14 protein-coding genes and 1 pseudogene are annotated in these 15,856 nt (G+C 55.2%); 11 read left to right on the top strand and 4 right to left on the bottom strand.

Annotated elements, in window-relative coordinates; genetic code table 11:
* Positions 1-6: 6 nt before the first annotated feature.
* From dhaM to O6D90_RS10240, 8 genes are all read left to right on the top strand, one after another.
* The gene (dhaM, locus tag O6D90_RS10275; RefSeq protein WP_016156772.1) at positions 7-1,437 is read left to right on the top strand and encodes a dihydroxyacetone kinase phosphoryl donor subunit DhaM; all 1,431 of its coding nucleotides are present in this window, start codon (positions 7-9) and stop codon (positions 1,435-1,437) included.
* A 171-nt stretch (positions 1,438-1,608) separates the two neighbouring features.
* Complete coding sequence (locus O6D90_RS10270; protein ID WP_016153356.1) at positions 1,609-3,321, top strand: alpha,alpha-trehalase; 1,713 nt, start codon at positions 1,609-1,611, stop codon at positions 3,319-3,321.
* A gap of 208 nt (positions 3,322-3,529) precedes the next feature.
* The gene (locus O6D90_RS10265; RefSeq protein WP_016156773.1) at positions 3,530-4,552 is read left to right on the top strand and encodes an ABC transporter substrate-binding protein; all 1,023 of its coding nucleotides are present in this window, start codon (positions 3,530-3,532) and stop codon (positions 4,550-4,552) included.
* A 26-nt stretch (positions 4,553-4,578) separates the two neighbouring features.
* On the top strand, positions 4,579-5,538 hold the full coding sequence (locus O6D90_RS10260; RefSeq protein WP_369707202.1) for a FecCD family ABC transporter permease: 960 nt from the start codon (positions 4,579-4,581) through the stop codon (positions 5,536-5,538).
* Positions 5,535-6,296 carry an ABC transporter ATP-binding protein gene (locus O6D90_RS10255; protein ID WP_016156775.1) on the top strand — a complete coding sequence of 254 codons (762 nt, stop codon included), beginning with the start codon at positions 5,535-5,537 and terminating at the stop codon, positions 6,294-6,296. The genes O6D90_RS10260 and O6D90_RS10255 overlap by 4 nt, the downstream gene beginning before the upstream one ends.
* 9 nt (positions 6,297-6,305) lie before the next feature.
* Complete coding sequence (locus O6D90_RS10250) at positions 6,306-7,118, top strand: class I SAM-dependent methyltransferase (protein ID WP_016156776.1); 813 nt, start codon at positions 6,306-6,308, stop codon at positions 7,116-7,118.
* Positions 7,115-7,972: a ModD protein gene (gene modD, locus O6D90_RS10245; RefSeq protein ID WP_016156777.1), complete on the top strand. Its 858-nt coding sequence runs from the start codon at positions 7,115-7,117 to the stop codon at positions 7,970-7,972. Before O6D90_RS10250 ends, modD begins: the two co-directional genes overlap by 4 nt.
* A 23-nt stretch (positions 7,973-7,995) precedes the next feature.
* Complete coding sequence (locus O6D90_RS10240; protein ID WP_016156778.1) at positions 7,996-9,966, top strand: TonB-dependent receptor plug domain-containing protein; 1,971 nt, start codon at positions 7,996-7,998, stop codon at positions 9,964-9,966.
* 41 nt (positions 9,967-10,007) lie between these two features.
* On the opposite strand, the gene O6D90_RS10235 is transcribed toward O6D90_RS10240, so the two are convergent.
* Positions 10,008-10,262 (bottom strand): GlsB/YeaQ/YmgE family stress response membrane protein, encoded by a 255-nt coding sequence (locus tag O6D90_RS10235; protein ID WP_016153363.1) that lies wholly within the window; start codon positions 10,260-10,262, stop codon positions 10,008-10,010.
* Between the two features lie 200 nt (positions 10,263-10,462).
* Between O6D90_RS10235 and ycgR the strand changes: the two genes are divergently transcribed.
* Complete coding sequence (ycgR, locus tag O6D90_RS10230) at positions 10,463-11,197, top strand: flagellar brake protein YcgR (RefSeq protein ID WP_016156779.1); 735 nt, start codon at positions 10,463-10,465, stop codon at positions 11,195-11,197.
* Between the two features lie 11 nt (positions 11,198-11,208).
* On the opposite strand, the gene emtA is transcribed toward ycgR, so the two are convergent.
* Entirely contained in the window at positions 11,209-11,820 is a 612-nt protein-coding gene (gene emtA, locus O6D90_RS10225) for a membrane-bound lytic murein transglycosylase EmtA (protein ID WP_016156780.1), read from the bottom strand.
* Between the two features lie 98 nt (positions 11,821-11,918).
* Here emtA and ldcA point away from each other — a divergent pair, with 98 nt between their 5' ends.
* Together ldcA and O6D90_RS10215 are read left to right on the top strand one after the other, a co-directional pair.
* Positions 11,919-12,833, top strand: a complete 915-nt coding sequence (gene ldcA / locus O6D90_RS10220) for a muramoyltetrapeptide carboxypeptidase (RefSeq protein ID WP_016156781.1) — start codon at positions 11,919-11,921, stop codon at positions 12,831-12,833.
* A 97-nt stretch (positions 12,834-12,930) separates the two neighbouring features.
* The gene (locus tag O6D90_RS10215; protein ID WP_016153367.1) at positions 12,931-14,670 is read left to right on the top strand and encodes a potassium/proton antiporter; all 1,740 of its coding nucleotides are present in this window, start codon (positions 12,931-12,933) and stop codon (positions 14,668-14,670) included.
* On the opposite strand, the pseudogene O6D90_RS26345 reads toward O6D90_RS10215, so the two are convergent.
* A pseudogene (locus O6D90_RS26345) lies at positions 14,608-14,772 on the bottom strand (hypothetical protein); the annotation flags it as partial. The gene O6D90_RS10215 and the pseudogene O6D90_RS26345 overlap by 63 nt on opposite strands.
* A 5-nt stretch (positions 14,773-14,777) precedes the next feature.
* Positions 14,778-15,848 carry a catabolic alanine racemase DadX gene (dadX, locus tag O6D90_RS10210; RefSeq protein ID WP_016156782.1) on the bottom strand — a complete coding sequence of 357 codons (1,071 nt, stop codon included), beginning with the start codon at positions 15,846-15,848 and terminating at the stop codon, positions 14,778-14,780.
* Positions 15,849-15,856 lie beyond the last annotated feature (8 nt).

Here is a 15,856-nt window from a genome sequence, read left to right as displayed (position 1 = left end):
AAAGCGATGGTAAACCTGGTTATTGTTTCTCACAGCGCCCAGTTGGGCGAAGGCGTCGGCGCGCTAGCCCGGCAGATGTTAATGGGTGATGGATGCAAAATCGCTATTGCCGCAGGCATTGACGATCCTGAGAATCCGATTGGTACCGATCCTATCAAGGTGATGGAAGCCATTGAGTCCGTGGCCGATACGGATCACGTGCTGGTGATGATGGATATCGGTAGTGCGCTACTGAGTGCGGAAACCGCGCTGGAACTGCTCGATCCGGCCATTGCCGCCAAAGTACGTTTGTGCGCCGCGCCGCTGGTCGAAGGCACGCTCGCCGCAACGGTTAGCGCTGCCGCAGGTGCTGACATCGAGCGGGTCATCTGTGATGCCATGAATGCCCTCGACGCCAAATGTGAGCAACTGGGTTTACCTTCGCCATCTGCAGCAAAGCCGACATCTGCCGAATTCGCGCCCGATGCAGATGCTCATTCAGTGGCCATTGTGGTGAAAAACCCAAACGGCATTCATGTGCGTCCGGCTTCACGGCTGGTTTCCGCGCTGTCTGGCTTTAACGCCGATATGTGGCTGGAGAAAAATGGCAAGTGCGTCGTCCCTGATAGCCTGAATCAGATTGCCCTGCTGCAGGTACGCTGTAACGACACGCTGCGCCTGATTGCCAAGGGCGAACAGGCAGAGGATGCACTGGCCGCATTCAAACAGCTGGCGGCTGAGAATTTTGGTGAATCGCTCGAGCCCGCGCATGCTGATACCGTGGTGACGAAGGTTCCCTCACAGGTCACGGGGACGGCATTCTGTTACACACCGTTCTCACCACAGGTAAGCCAGCAGCCTGTAGCCTCACTCCAGATTGAGCAGCAACGGTTACGGGTCGCTATCCAAAGCACGCTGAACGACTTAAGCGAGCTAACCGCGCTTGCAGAAGAGAGATATTCCGCAGATATCGCCGCTATTTTCTCCGGTCACCACACGCTGTTGGACGATCCGGATCTGTTCGATATGGCTTGTGATCTAATGCGTGAAACGCAGTGCAGCGCGGCCTGGGCCTGGCATCAGGTGCTGAGCGATCTCAGCCAGCAGTATTTACAGCTCGACGATCCTTACCTGCAGGCGCGATACATCGATATTGAAGATTTGTTGTCTCGTTCACTGCAGTATTTAACGGGAGAGACTGCACAAATTCCCGCGTTCATCCGCCCCACTATTTTGGTCGCGGAGGTCATCTATCCATCTACGGTGCTGCAACTCGATCCGAAGACCATCAAAGGCATCTGCCTGCGGGACGGGAGCGAAGCGTCCCACCCGGCGATTATCGCCCGTGCAATGGGGTTATGTTGGTTATGTCAGCAAGGCGAGGCCATCGAGAGTATCACGATGGGTGATACCCTGACCCTTGACAGCGTGGCCCAGCGGATAACCCGCGCGGACTGATGTCGGTTGCACGCCCTTTGCCGACAAAGGGTGTGCATCTTTTCGATTCGCGTCGGGAAATGTCTGTTTATTCGCAAAATGGGGCGTCGATCACGCGCAACGGTCGATCCTGAACTAAGGTTTTCTCATGGTAAATGCCGCTGCTTCGGCACACCCTAAGGAGATTAACCGATGATAACGCCTGCAACTCGCCATCCAGGCCTGCTCTCTGTTGCAATAAAACTGACGCTCGCAAGCACCTTTTTTGCCCTTTCCTCTTTTGCCGTCAACGCCGAGGACGCGCCAACCGCAACGCCTCAGCCGCCTGATATTTTGCTTGGCCCACTGTTTAACGATGTACAAACGGCCAAACTGTTTCCTGACCAGAAAACCTTTGCTGACGCCGTCCCTAACAGCGATCCATTAATGATCCTTGCCGATTACCGGATGCAGAAAAATCAGTCCGGATTCGACTTACGTCATTTTGTGGAAGTGAATTTCACCTTGCCGAAAGCTGGCGAGAAATACGTCCCTCCAGCCGGGCAATCGCTGCGCGAGCATATTGACGGACTGTGGCCGGTACTCACTCGTTCGACAACCGACGCTGAAAAATGGGACTCTCTGCTGCCGCTCCCGGAACCGTATGTCGTGCCTGGCGGGCGTTTTCGCGAAATATATTATTGGGACAGCTATTTCACCATGCTGGGGCTTGCCGAGAGCAATCACTGGGATAAGGTCTCCGACATGGTGGCAAACTTCGCTTACGAGATTGATTCCTGGGGGCACATTCCTAACGGCAACCGCACCTACTATCTGAGCCGTTCTCAACCGCCATTCTTTGCCTTTATGGTGGAACTGCTGGCGCAGCATGACGGGGATGACGCGCTGAAAAAATACCTCCCGCAGATGCTCAAAGAATACACCTACTGGATGGAAGGCGTCGAAACGCTCCAGCCCGGTCAGCAGAATAAGCGCGTGGTTAAACTGGATGACGGCACCATTTTGAATCGCTACTGGGATGACCGCGATACGCCGCGGCCAGAGTCTTGGGTGGAGGATATCGCCACAGCGAAAAGCAATCCGAACCGACCGGCCACAGAAATCTACCGCGACCTGCGTTCTGCCGCCGCGTCGGGTTGGGACTTTAGTTCCCGCTGGATGGATAACCCCAATCAACTAGGCACCCTACGCACCACCAGCATTGTTCCAGTCGATCTCAATGCGTTGATGTACAAAATGGAAAAGATGATCGCCCTCGCCAGCAAGGCCGCCGGGGATAATGCCAAAGCTGCACAATATGAAGGCTTCGCTAATGCCCGACAAAAAGGGATCGAAAAGCACCTGTGGAACGACAAAGAAGGCTGGTATGCCGATTACGATCTGAAGAGCCACAAAGTACGTAACCAACTCACGGCCGCCGCCTTGTTCCCGTTGTATGTCAATGCAGCAGCAAAAGATCGCGCCAGTAAAGTGGCCGCGGCAACCCAGGCGCATTTGCTGCAACCCGGCGGCCTGGCCACCACGTCAGTGAAAAGCGGCCAGCAGTGGGATGCTCCCAACGGCTGGGCCCCGCTCCAGTGGGTCGCCGCATCGGGATTACAGAATTACGGTCAGGATAACGTCGCCATGGACGTGACCTGGCGATTCCTCACCAACGTGCAGCACACCTACGATCGTGAGAAAAAGCTGGTTGAAAAGTATGACGTGAGTAGCACAGGCACTGGCGGAGGCGGCGGCGAATATCCGTTGCAGGATGGTTTTGGCTGGACCAACGGCGTAACGCTAAAAATGCTCGACCTGATCTGCGCCAAAGAAAAGCCCTGTGACAGCGTGCCCGCATCGCGCCCGGCCCCGGCAAGTACCACGCCAGTCGAGCCTAAAAAACAGGCTCAGCCGACGTCTTAATGCCGTTACCTGAAGCGTTTTACTCCCCGAATCCGCGCTGCGTCGCGGATTTTTTCAGGCTTATATTTCGCCATTCCTGTTGTCTCTACGCCATCTAGCCCTTATGGGGTATTCCGGGTTTTCATCCGTGAGAAATTGATTCTGAACATGTTTTTATTCGCTGTATATGTAAATATATAGCGATTTTATCACCTTCAGGATAACAATTATGCCACTGACAAGACGGATGTTTGCCCAGCTTGTGGCATCTGCACTGCTGCTACGCCATCTTCCCGCCTTGGCTCAAACGCCGCTAACCGTTGCCGTTGGAGGCCACCCAGCGCCAGAGGCGACCCAACGCGTGGTCAGCGCAGGCGCACCCGCCGACATGCTGCTGCTGGCCGTCGCGCCGGAAAAACTGGTTGGTTTTTCATCCTTTGATTTTTCTCGTCAGACCGCCATCCCGTTTCACGAAGACATTCGGGCTTTACCGAAACTGGGCAAGCTGGCGGGGCGCGCCAGCACACTCTCGCTTGAAGCGCTACTGGCGCTTAAACCCGACCTGGTGATTGACTGCGGCAATGCCGATGAAACCTGGCTTTCTCAGGCCAGACAAGTGAATGCGCAAACGCAAATTCCCTGGCTGCTGATTAATGGCGAACTGCGGCTCAGCCCGCAACAGCTACTCGCGGCAGGTGAAGCGCTGGGAGTCGCAACACGGGCCAGGACTCAGGCCAAACTGGCCCAGCGTTTTATTGATGAAGCCCTCGCGTTTTCACACTCTCCCGCAGCAAAGCTGCGTTTTTATGCCGCGCGCGGCGCCCGCGGACTTGAAACAGGATTACAAGGTTCATTGCATACCGAAGCGGCAGAACTACTGGGATTACACAATGTGGCGCAAATTCCTGGGCTGCACGGGCTGGCGCAGGTTTCAATGGAAAACCTGTTGAGCTGGCAGCCCGATATTATTCTGGTACAGGATGCGATTACGGCACAGTACCTGCGAGAAGATCCCGTCTGGCAAGGAGTCAAAGCGGTTGCCGATCGGCGCATTCTGTTTCTCAGCGGCCTGCCGTTTGGCTGGCTGGACGCGCCTCCCGGCATCAATCGTTTGCTGGGGTTACGCCGTCTGCATGCCTGGCTTGATCCACAGGTTGAAGCGGGCTTTAAAACCGATATGCAGCGCTACAGTGAACTGTTCTGGCACACCACGTTAAGCGACGCACAGTATCAACAACTGGTGAGCGTCTGATGAAAACATCTACCCTCGGTTTTCTGATGATTACGACGGTGGTGCTTTGCGCGAGCATCGCCGCGGTGTCGGGTGCTTATCGCCTCGATGCACAACAGGTCGTGGATCTTATTGCGGGCAGGGATGGCGTCCCGATGCAGGACAAAATCGTCTTCTGGCAAATCCGACTGCCGCGCATTCTGGCTGCATTGTTACTCGGCGCAGCGCTGGCTGGCGCAGGAACCACTTATCAGGGAATGTTCCGTAACCCACTGGTTTCGCCGGATATCCTCGGCGTGGCGGCCGGTGCCGGTTTGGGCGCCTGTACGGCAATCCTGCTGGGGCTACCAATCCTGTTTATTCAGCTGTATGCGTTCACTGGCGGTTTGTTAGTGGTCGCCGGTGTCTGGCTGATTACCCGGCGAGTCAAGCGTCACGATCCGGTGTTAACACTGGTGCTGGTCGGGATTGCGCTGGGTACGGTCTGCGGTGCGGGAATTTCGCTCATCAAAACGCTGGCCGACCCGTATACCCAACTTCCGTCGATCACCTTCTGGCTGCTCGGCGGTTTATCGACAATTACTCTGCACGATCTGTGGTTCTCAGCACCGCTGATCCTTGCTGGACTGGTCCCGTTATTGCTGTTGCGCTGGCGCATGAACCTGCTCACCCTGTCGGATGATGAAGCCCGATCGCTTGGGATCAACGTCTCCCGACTGCGGCTGGGACTGATCGTCTGCGCAACGTTAGTCACCGCCTGTACCGTCGCCATTGCCGGCATTATCGGCTGGATTGGACTGGTGGTGCCGCACATCGGCAGACTCCTCAGCGGGAATAACCACCAGCAGTTATTGCCGGTGTCCATGGGGATCGGCGCCATTTTACTCCTGCTCACCGACACCCTCGCCCGCACGCTGAGCCGCACGGAAATCCCGCTGGGGATCCTGACTGCATTTATTGGCGCACCGTTCTTTTTGCTGCTTTTGCTGCGGGGAAACCGCCCATGACGCTATTACTCGTGCGCCACGCGTCGCTGGGATACCACAGTAAACAACCCGTGTTACGTGATATCTCCTTTCAGGTTTCGCCCGGTTCTGTCTGTTGTCTGATTGGTGCTAACGGCAGCGGTAAAACCACCCTGATGCGCACCATTCTCGGCGTTCTTCCGCCGCTTCGCGGTGACATTCTGCTTGATGGCGTCGCAGTGAATCATCTCTGCGATCGGGAACGCGCCGCAGCCATCGCCTGGGTTCCTCAGGCGCACGACGGCGCGTTTGCCTTCACCGCCCTGGACATGGTGATGATGGGACTGGCCCCGCAACTGGCGGCATTTGCGGTTCCCGGCGCTAAAGAGCGTGAAATTGCGCATCAGCAACTGGCGATGCTGGAGATTTCTCACCTGGCACTTCGACGCTGGAACACCCTGAGCGGCGGCGAACGGCAACTGGTGTTGATCGCTCGCGCGCTGGCGCAACGTCCGCGTCTTTTATTGCTGGATGAACCCGCATCCAGCCTTGATTTTGGGCATCAAATCCGTCTGCTCGACACGCTGGTGACGCTGAAAAATTCCGGTATGGCCCTGCTGATGTCGACCCATCACCCGTTGCACGCCCGGGCAATCGCCGACAGCGTGGTACGGGTTGAACCAAACGGCGAGGTGTCGCAGGGTCTGCCTGAACATCAGCTCGCCGCCGACCGCCTGGCCGCGCTGTATCGCGTTACACCGTCACAAATTACCCACCATCTTTATGGTTCACTCAATTAAGGAATACTCATGCTCATTGACGACATTGATTTTGCCGATCTTTACCGTAAGCAATTACAGTTGGCGAACAGAACCGAGAAAAAGCCGGAGCACTGGGACAAACGTGCGGAAAAAATGGCGGAGAATTGCGCCTCATTAACCGACAGCTATCTGCTGCAACTGCTGGGGAAAATCGACCTGCAAGGTGCAGAGTCGCTGTTTGATATGGGTTGCGGCCCCGGTACAGTCTCGCTGGCGCTGGCTAAAAAAATGCCAATAATTTACGGCGTAGATTACAGCCAGGGAATGCTGAGCGTAGCTGCCCGCCGCGCCGCACAAATGAACGCCCGTCACGTACAATGGGTGCAACGAGCCTGGGAAGAGCACTGGGATGATTTACCCCAGTGCGATATCGCCGTCGCCTCGCGCTCCACGCTGGTTGCCGATATGCGCCAGGCAATGAGCAAGCTGAATAATCAGGCCCGGCTGCGGGTTTATACCACCCACCTTGTCAGTTCATCTTTCGTTTCTCCCACCATTCAGCGCGCACTTGGCCGCGAAGTGATTGAACTGCCCAACTATATCTATGCGCTTAATGTTCTGTATCAGATGGGGATCCACGCGCATGTTGATTTTATCCGCGGTCCCAACTGTCAGCAGGACAACAGCACCTGGACGCGTTTTCTGGAAAACGTGCGCTGGAGTATGGGTGAACTGAGCGCCGACGAGGTCGAACGTCTGGAAAACTGGTATCAACAGCAGGATCCACGCGCTATTGCCCCCGCCAGCCGTGACTGGGCGCTTATCTGGTGGGACAGCATCCCGCGGGAGGCGCTGCGATGATCTACTTTTCGCAGGCGCAAACTGACGCGCTGCTGCTGGAAGATATTCAGGGCGGCGATCTGACCACCCGCGCGCTGGGTATCGGCGCCCAACCAGGCGTCATCGAGTTTAACCATCGCCAGGGCGGATGCGTTAGCGGTACCGCTGTTGCCAGACAAATGCTGACGTCATTGGGATTAACCGTCACCGATATTTTGTCTGATGGCGAACGGGCGAACGCCGGACAGCGACTGATTCGCGCACACGGACCGGCGGCGGCGCTGCACCAGGGCTGGAAAGCGGTACAAAATGTACTGGAGTGGAGCTGCGGCGTGTCGGGCTATCTCGTCGAGATGCTGAGCATGCTGCATCAACGCTATCCCGATGGGCAGATTGCCTGCACCCGCAAAGCCATTCCCGGTACGCGTTTACTGGCGACTCAGGCAATACTTGCCGCCGGGGGCATTATCCATCGGGGAGGATGCGCCGAAACGGTACTGCTGTTTGCTAATCACCGCCGTTTTCTTACCAACCCAAACGACTGGACAGGCGCGATTGCGCGCTTACGCAGCCATGCGCCAGAAAAAAAGATCGTGGTCGAAGCGGATACGCCAGATGAGGCATTGGCCGCCCTACGCGCCGCCCCTGATGTCCTACAACTCGACAAATTTACCCCCGAGCAGGCGGCAGAAATTGCCCGTCAGGCCCCTGCTCTGGCCCCCCATTGCACGCTGGCACTGACCGGCGGCATTACCCTCGCCTCGCTGGCGGGTTATCTCGACTGCGGTATCAGACTCTTTATCACTTCCGCGCCTTACTACGCTCCACCTGCGGATATCAAAGTGAGCCTGAGCCCGGACGCACGTGGCCTATAACATCAAAAAATGGACTAAAAATAATGAATTTCAACAAAAGTTGTCTTTACACAGCCCTGTCGTTTGCTTTCGCGCACAGTGCTTTTGCTGGGCAGGAAAGCGAAAACATGACCGTCTGGTCTAGTCCGGTCTCCGCGGCAACCACCACGGTTCTCGGCCAGGAAACGATACAACAGCTGGATAAACAGAACGTGGCGCAGGCGCTGAGCGTCGTCCCCGGCGTCGTGCTGCAAAAGTCAGGCAACCGCAACGAGCAACAGGTAAAAGTGCGCGGATTTGACAGCCGTCAGGTTCCCGTCTTTTTTGACGGCGTGCCGGTGTACATCCCCTATGACGGCAACCTCGATTTAGGCCGTTTTCTGACATCCGATATCGCTTCGGTTGAAGTCTCCAAAGGCTACTCGTCTCTGTTGCAGGGGCCAAACCAGATGGGCGGTGCCATCAATATCACTACAAAAAAACCGACCAAACCGCTTGAAGGCAGCATTGGCTATCGCCAGGGCTGGAGTCGCAGCAAAGACAACGCCCACGATATGCACGCTTCATTTGGCGCCAGTAACGATCTCGGCTATATCCAGCTCAGCGGCAGTCAGTTGAAGCAGGATTTTCTTGGATTACCGCATGGCGTGGACAACCCGGTTGCGGGCAGTCACGGCAAGATGATCAACTCTTCCGCTGATGACAAGCGTGGCATCGTGAAGCTGGGCTTTACCCCTCGTGGAGATGATGAATATGTGCTGACCTATATAAATCAGGACGGTGAAAAAGATAATCCACCGTACGCCGGAACCAGCAGCCAGAAATCACGCTACTGGCAATGGCCACAATACGATAAAGAGAGCTATTACTATCAGGGAACCACGCATCTGGGCGACCGTTTTACTCTGAAAAGCCGTCTGTATCGCGACACCTTTGAAAATACGTTGATGATGTACAACTCGCTGGCCGATCTGAAAAATAAGAAAGGCAGCTACAGCCATTATTCGGACTATAGCGATGGGGCTGGCCTGCAGCTCGCTGCGGATATGCGAGAAAACGATCTGCTCTCTTTCGCCGTGAACTGGAAGGACGATGTTCACCGCGAGAAAGGCGCACCGAATGCGGCTTACGACCGCTACGAAGACCGCACCTGGTCCGTGGCCAGTGAATACCAGTGGGCTGCGGCGGATAATGTCGATGTGGTGGCGGGAATAAGCTATGACTGGCGAGACAGTCTGGAAGGTATGAAGCACGAGAAAAACGGCAGCGTCACGCACTACGATGACAACAATCAGTCGGCCTTTAACTGGCAGGTGATGACCAAATACCACTTTGAAAATTCAGACACATTAGCGCTGTCTTACTCTGACAGAACGCGTTTCCCAACGTTAAAAGAACGCTACACGACCTCGAAACCGGCCTATAACCAGGTAGCCCTGGTCAATCCACAGCTTAAACCGGAGCGCGCCCGCAGCGTGGACCTGACATGGAATGGTTCACTTAGCCAGAACTGGGGATTCGAAGCCAGCGTGTATTACAACCGCATCAGCGACGCGATTCTTTCGCACAATATTGATGCCGATACCATCCAGAATCAGAACAGTGGTCGGGTGGATTACACCGGCCTGGATGCAGGCGTTAAAGGTAAAGTTTTTAATATGCTGGACGTCGGGCTGAGCTACGGCCTTATTCATGCGGACGCCAAACGCAGCGATATCGGTAAGATTACCGATCTGCCGACGCAAACCCTGACCGCCTGGATGACGCTGAAACCGTGGGAGCCACTCAGCATTACGCTGTCCGAAGAGGCCCGTTCGTCAAGCTATAGCAATACCGACGGCTCGCAGAAAGCCGCTGGTTTCGCCATTACCCATTTGCGCGCTGATTACGCCATTGGCCACGGGTTTAGCGTTAACGCTTCGGTCAATAACCTGTTCGATACGCAGTACGTTTACAGTGAAGGATTTATTGAAGAGGGGCGTAATTACTGGGCGGGCATTGAGTATCAGTTCTGACTTAACAATGCAGAAAAACGGCCCCGTCAGGGGCCGTTCGATTAATCTCGTCGTACAAGCCGAAAGACACCCAGCACAACAATCGCGCCGACCACGGCCACCAGGAAGCTGTGGAGATTAAACCCGCTGATATCGCCGCCGATACCGAACATCGTAGCCAGCCATCCACCGACCACCGCACCGATAATACCGAGAATGCAGGTCAGGATAAATCCACCGCCATCGCGCCCCGGCATAATCAGTTTGGCGATAACCCCCGCAATCAGACCAAAAATAATCCAGGTAATAATTCCCATTTCCAGGCCCTCTTTCCAGTGAACGCACGCGCAAGACATTCTTGCGCCAGCACGTTAAGTATAGGCAAGCCATCGCTACGTGCTTTTTCCCTCAGACTTAATTCATTGGGTTTGGTAAAAAATTTCATCCATTTGTATTAAGTTCCGTTGATTGATGCCGATAATCCAACGATAAACCAGGCATCCAGGAGTCATTAGGTGTGAGTAACTACAATGAGCAGTTCCTGAAGCAAAATCCGTTAGCGGTGTTAGGCGTACTCCGGGACTTAAATTCGCAGCAGGTTCCGCTGCGTATTTCCTGGTCAGGTGGCCAGTTCATCAGCAAAATACTGGCGGTCAGCCCGGACGAACTGATCATGGATTTTGGTAGTCAGGAATATGAAAACCAGGCCGTGCAGCGGGCCAGTCAGATAAAGATTATCGCCGAAACGCAGGGAGCCAAAGTGGAGTTCACCCTGCCACAGCTGAAAAAAGGCGAATACCAGCGGCTACCCGCATTTATCTCATCATTGCCGCCATCTCTGTGGTTCGTCCAGCGTCGGGAATATTTCCGTATCGGTGCTCCACTGCATCCCCCCTATCGCTGCACGGTAAAAATGCCGGATAACAGCACGCTGTGTTTTCGCTTATTCGATTTGTCTCTTGGCGGTATGGGCGGGCTGTTAGAAACGGCAAAACCAGAGGGACTGGTAGAAGGCATGCGCTTTTCACAGGTTGAACTGAACATGGAGCAATGGGGAGTGTATCAGGTGGACGCCCAGCTAATTTCCATTAGCGAACGCAAAGTTATCGACGGGAAAAACGAAACAATTACCACTCCCCGCCTGAGCTTTCGTTTTCTCAACGTCGGCCCGGCGGTGGAGCGTAACCTACAGCGGATTATTTTTTCCCTCGAGCGCGAGGCCCGGGAAAAGTCGAATAAGGTGCGCGATTAGCATCACCTGAATTACATCACATCCAGCGCTTGTTGAAGCTTCCAGATATAGCGCGGAGCCTGCGGCGCCGGATGATTATCCGCAACATGTTCAATAAATTCATCCGGGCTGAGATCGTTTATCTTATTAATGGCTTTTTTCCTGTCAGAGGAGAACGTTCGCAGCAGCGCGCCCGCACCGTTGGCGTACGATACCACCAGCGCATATTGCATCACCTGCGGATCTTCGATCCCGGCCAGCGGCCCGGTCTCAAGAATGCTCAGGTATGCGGCCCCCATCGAGATATTGCGCTCAGGATTTTTCAGCTCGCTGGTCGACGGCTCGCCACTCCACCCCATGCGACGATAAACATCACGCCCTGACGTAGAGGCTTTTAACTGCATCAGGCCAATCGCATTAGACTTACTGACCGCATTCGGGTTTCCACCTGATTCAATGGCGATGATAGCGGTAATCAATTGTGGACTGACACCCCAGGCCGCACCGGCTTTTTCGCTGATCGGCATCCATTGCATTGCGCGTTTAACCGGAACTTCAGCATTCCACGGCGAATTTTTGTAATCCTGTTTTGAACTACAGCCCGCAAGTAATACAACCAAAAAAGCAAACCATCTCAATTTCACGTCATCTATCCTTATAGCCGGAACCTGTCGCTGAGGTGACAACGACATACCTACGCGGCATGATATACATTTGGTTTTAGTTGTAGCAAGGAAATGCCATGTCCCGGTTTCACTTAATTGCCCCGTCGGGCTACTGTATCAACCAGCAGGCTGCCTTACGCGGGCTGGCGCGTCTTACTGAGGCCGGTCATCAGGTCGACAATTCAGCGGTCATTGCGCGCCGCTGCCAGCGTTTTGCGGGTACAGAAGCAGAACGGCTTGCTGATGTGAACGCGCTCGTAAATCTGAACACGCCCGATACCATTGTGATGGCAGTACGCGGCGGCTATGGCGCGAGCCGTTTACTGGCAGAGATTGACTGGCAGGCGCTGGCGAACCGTCAGCAACACAACCCGCTGCTGCTGTGCGGACACAGCGATTTTACCGCGATCCAGTGTGGTCTGCTGGCGCAGGGGAATGTGATTAGCTTCAGCGGCCCGATGCTGGCGGCTAACTTTGGCGCCGAGGAGATGAACGCATTTACCGAGCACCATTTCTGGCAGGCTGTTCGCAATGCCCAATTTACCCTCGAGTGGCAAGGTAACGGTCCGGCATGTGCGACCGAAGGTACGCTATGGGGCGGAAATCTGGCGATGCTCATTTCTCTGATGGGCACGCCGTGGATGCCCGCTATCGAAAACGGCATTTTGGTGCTGGAAGACATTAACGAGCATCCTTTTCGCATTGAACGCATGCTGCTGCAACTGTATCACGCAGGAATACTGGCCCGACAAAACGCCATTATCCTCGGCAGTTTTAGCGGCAGCGCACCTAATGATTACGACGCGGGTTACAGTCTTGACTCAGTTTGTGATTTTCTACGCGCCAGGTTATCGGTTCCGGTGATCGACGGCCTCGATTTTGGTCATGAACAACGCACCGTCACCTTGCCGTTGGGGGCAAGAGCGGTACTGAAAAATGATAAAAACGGCGCTCAGCTCACCTTAAGTGGGCATCCGGTACTTAAATCGTAAAAAAAGCGGTTAACAGGGCTAAGTAAAACGCTGTTTCTGTCGTTATTATGTTAGGGTTTATAAATACGAAACAGCGTAATTCAGGAGTAACCGAACGTTGGATGCCGCAGCAATAATTAGCCTTTTTATTTTGGGTTCCGTACTCGTCACCTGCAGTATCTTACTCAGTTCATTCTCATCACGTCTTGGTATCCCTATTCTGGTGATATTTCTCGCTATCGGTATGTTAGCGGGAGTCGACGGCGTGGGCGGTATTCCTTTCGATAACTACCCTTTCGCCTATATGGTGAGTAACCTGGCGCTGGCGGTTATCCTGCTCGACGGCGGGATGCGCACCCAGGCCAGCTCATTTCGTGTCGCGTTAGGCCCGGCGCTGTCGCTGGCGACCGTCGGGGTGCTGATTACCTCCGGACTCACCGGCATGATGGCCGCGTGGCTGTTTCATCTGGATCTTATTGAAGGACTCCTGATTGGCGCGATTGTCGGTTCAACCGATGCCGCGGCGGTTTTTTCCCTGCTCGGCGGCAAGGGGCTTAACGAACGTGTTGGCTCTACGCTGGAAATTGAATCCGGGAGTAATGACCCGATGGCGGTGTTTTTAACCATCACGCTTATCGCCATGATTCAAAATCACGAGACTGGATTAAGCTGGATGTTTGCGGTGCATATTATCCAGCAGTTCGGCTTAGGGATCATACTGGGCCTCGGTGGGGGCTACCTGCTTCAGCAAATGATTAACCGCATTTCACTGCCTGCCGGGCTTTATCCGCTACTGGCCTTAAGCGGTGGGATACTGATTTTTGCCCTGACCACTGCACTGGAAGGCAGCGGTATTCTGGCGGTCTATCTGTGTGGTTTCCTGCTGGGTAATCGCCCCATCCGCAACCGATTTGGCATTCTGCAAAACTTCGACGGTCTGGCATGGCTGGCGCAAATCGCCATGTTCCTGGTGCTGGGACTGCTGGTTACGCCGTCCGACCTGCTGCCTATCGCGATCCCTGCGCTGATTTTGTCTGCATGGATGATATTCATTGCCCGTCCGCTTTCGGTCTTCGCCGGACTGCTGCCGTTTCGTGGCTTCAATCTGCGCGAGCGCATTTTCATCAGTTGGGTGGGCCTGCGCGGTGCAGTCCCCATCATCCTCGCCGTGTTCCCAATGATGGCGGGTCTGGAGAATGCGCGCCTGTTCTTTAACGTCGCGTTCTTCGTGGTTCTGATCTCGCTGCTGTTTCAGGGAACGTCGCTTTCCTGGGCCGCCAAAAAAGCCAAAGTGGTGGTTCCTCCCGTCGGCTGGCCCGTTTCGCGCATTGGTCTGGATATTCACCCGGAAAACCCCTGGGAGCAGTTTGTTTATCAGCTCAGCGCGGATAAGTGGTGTGTAGGAGCCGCATTGCGTGACCTGCATATGCCGGAAGAGACGCGAATTGCCGCCCTGTTTCGGGACAACGTGCTGTTTCACCCATCCGGCAGTACGCGGCTGCGTGAAGGCGATGTTCTGTGCGTCATTGGCCGCGAGCGCGATCTCCCTGCTCTCGGCAAGCTGTTCAGCCAGTCGCCGCCGGTGTCGTTAGACCAGCGCTTCTTCGGTGATTTTATTCTCGAGGCCAGCGCAAAATATGCCGATGTGGCACTGATTTATGGCCTGGAAGATGGCACAGAGTATCGTGATAAACAGCAAACGCTGGGTGAAATTGTCCAGCATCTGCTTGGCGCCGCGCCGGTCGTCGGTGACCAGGTCGAATTTGCTGGCATGATCTGGACGGTTGCTGAGAAAGAAGATAATGCGGTGCTGAAGGTCGGTGTTCGCGTTGCTGAAGATGAGGATGAGGCGCGTTGATGCTTTTTGCCGGGCGGCGGCAGCGCTTTGCCCGGTTTGCGCTCTGCGTCGCATAAACGGTGGAGCCGGATGAAGCGCATCAGCGTCGACATCCGGCTTCATATACGTTACACCGTCACAACCGGCACGCGCAGCGCCAGAGAACACATCAACTCGTAGCCCACCGTACCCGCTGCGCTGGCCACATCGTCAATTTTAATCTCTTTGCCCCACAGCTCTACCGGCGTCCCGATCCCCGCCTGCGGACACGGTGTCAGATCTACCGCCAGCATATCCATTGAGACCGTCCCCACCGTTGTAGTGCGTACGCCGTCCACCAGCACCGGCGTTCCGCTTGGCGCATGGCGCGGATAACCGTCTGCATACCCGGTCGCCACAATGCCAATACGCTGCTCGCCACTGGCGGTATAGCGTCCCCCGTAGCCCACCCGGTCTCCTGCTTTCAGCGTCTGTATGCCGATTATCTCGCTGCTCAGGGTCATGACCGGTTTCAGGCCAGTATTGGCGATGTCCCGCCACTGTCCCGAAGGTGATGCACCATACAAAATAATGCCCGGGCGCACCCAGTCATAATGTGCTTCAGGGTGCCACAGCGTGGCGGCCGAATTGGACAGCGACCGTCTGCACTCCAGCCCTTCTGTCGCCTGTGCAATCCGCGCCATAGCTTCCTGAATACCTTCCGGGTGCTCCGCATCTGCAAAGTGGGACATCAGCGTCATTTCACCGACGTTGGGCATTGCCCGCAGCTGTTGCCAGACCGTTGATACTCTTTCCGGTAAAAAACCCAGTCGGTTCATGCCGCTGTTCACCTTCAGGTAAACATCCAGCGGCGCGTTGAGGCGCGCATTCTGCAGCGCTTTTAATTGCCAGTTACTGTGTACACAAGTGGTCAGACGATATTTGTCATACACCATCAGGTCTTCGGCGTGGAAAAATCCCTCCAGCATGAGTATCGGGCCTTTCCACCCGCGCTCACGCAGGGTTATCGCTTCTTCAAGATTGAGCATGGCAAAACCGTCGGTTGTGCCCAGCGCATTCCAGACACGTTCAATGCCGTGTCCGTATGCATTGGCTTTCACCACCGACCAGACGCGGGCGTCCGGCGCGGCCTGGCGGGTAATGGTCAGGTTTTGTTTCAACGCCTGCAGGTCAATGCTGGCCAGTATCGGGCGAGTCATCTCACGTC

This window comes from Citrobacter sp. 21OH12SH02A-Citro, assembly GCF_027919895.1.
GTDB classification, from domain to species: Bacteria; Pseudomonadota; Gammaproteobacteria; order Enterobacterales; family Enterobacteriaceae; genus Citrobacter; species Citrobacter braakii.
This window is presented reverse-complemented; position numbering and strand designations above follow the sequence as displayed.

Coding starts and splice junctions, on each gene's coding strand:
- dhaM (WP_016156772.1), top strand. CDS start 7: ATGGTAAACCTGGTTATTGTTTCTCACAGCGCCCAGTTGGGCGAAGGC.
- O6D90_RS10270 (WP_016153356.1), top strand. CDS start 1,609: ATGATAACGCCTGCAACTCGCCATCCAGGCCTGCTCTCTGTTGCAATA.
- O6D90_RS10265 (WP_016156773.1), top strand. CDS start 3,530: ATGCCACTGACAAGACGGATGTTTGCCCAGCTTGTGGCATCTGCACTG.
- O6D90_RS10260 (WP_369707202.1), top strand. CDS start 4,579: ATGATTACGACGGTGGTGCTTTGCGCGAGCATCGCCGCGGTGTCGGGT.
- O6D90_RS10255 (WP_016156775.1), top strand. CDS start 5,535: ATGACGCTATTACTCGTGCGCCACGCGTCGCTGGGATACCACAGTAAA.
- O6D90_RS10250 (WP_016156776.1), top strand. CDS start 6,306: ATGCTCATTGACGACATTGATTTTGCCGATCTTTACCGTAAGCAATTA.
- modD (WP_016156777.1), top strand. CDS start 7,115: ATGATCTACTTTTCGCAGGCGCAAACTGACGCGCTGCTGCTGGAAGAT.
- O6D90_RS10240 (WP_016156778.1), top strand. CDS start 7,996: ATGAATTTCAACAAAAGTTGTCTTTACACAGCCCTGTCGTTTGCTTTC.
- O6D90_RS10235 (WP_016153363.1), bottom strand. CDS start 10,262: ATGGGAATTATTACCTGGATTATTTTTGGTCTGATTGCGGGGGTTATC.
- ldcA (WP_016156781.1), top strand. CDS start 11,919: ATGTCCCGGTTTCACTTAATTGCCCCGTCGGGCTACTGTATCAACCAG.
- dadX (WP_016156782.1), bottom strand. CDS start 15,848: ATGACTCGCCCGATACTGGCCAGCATTGACCTGCAGGCGTTGAAACAA.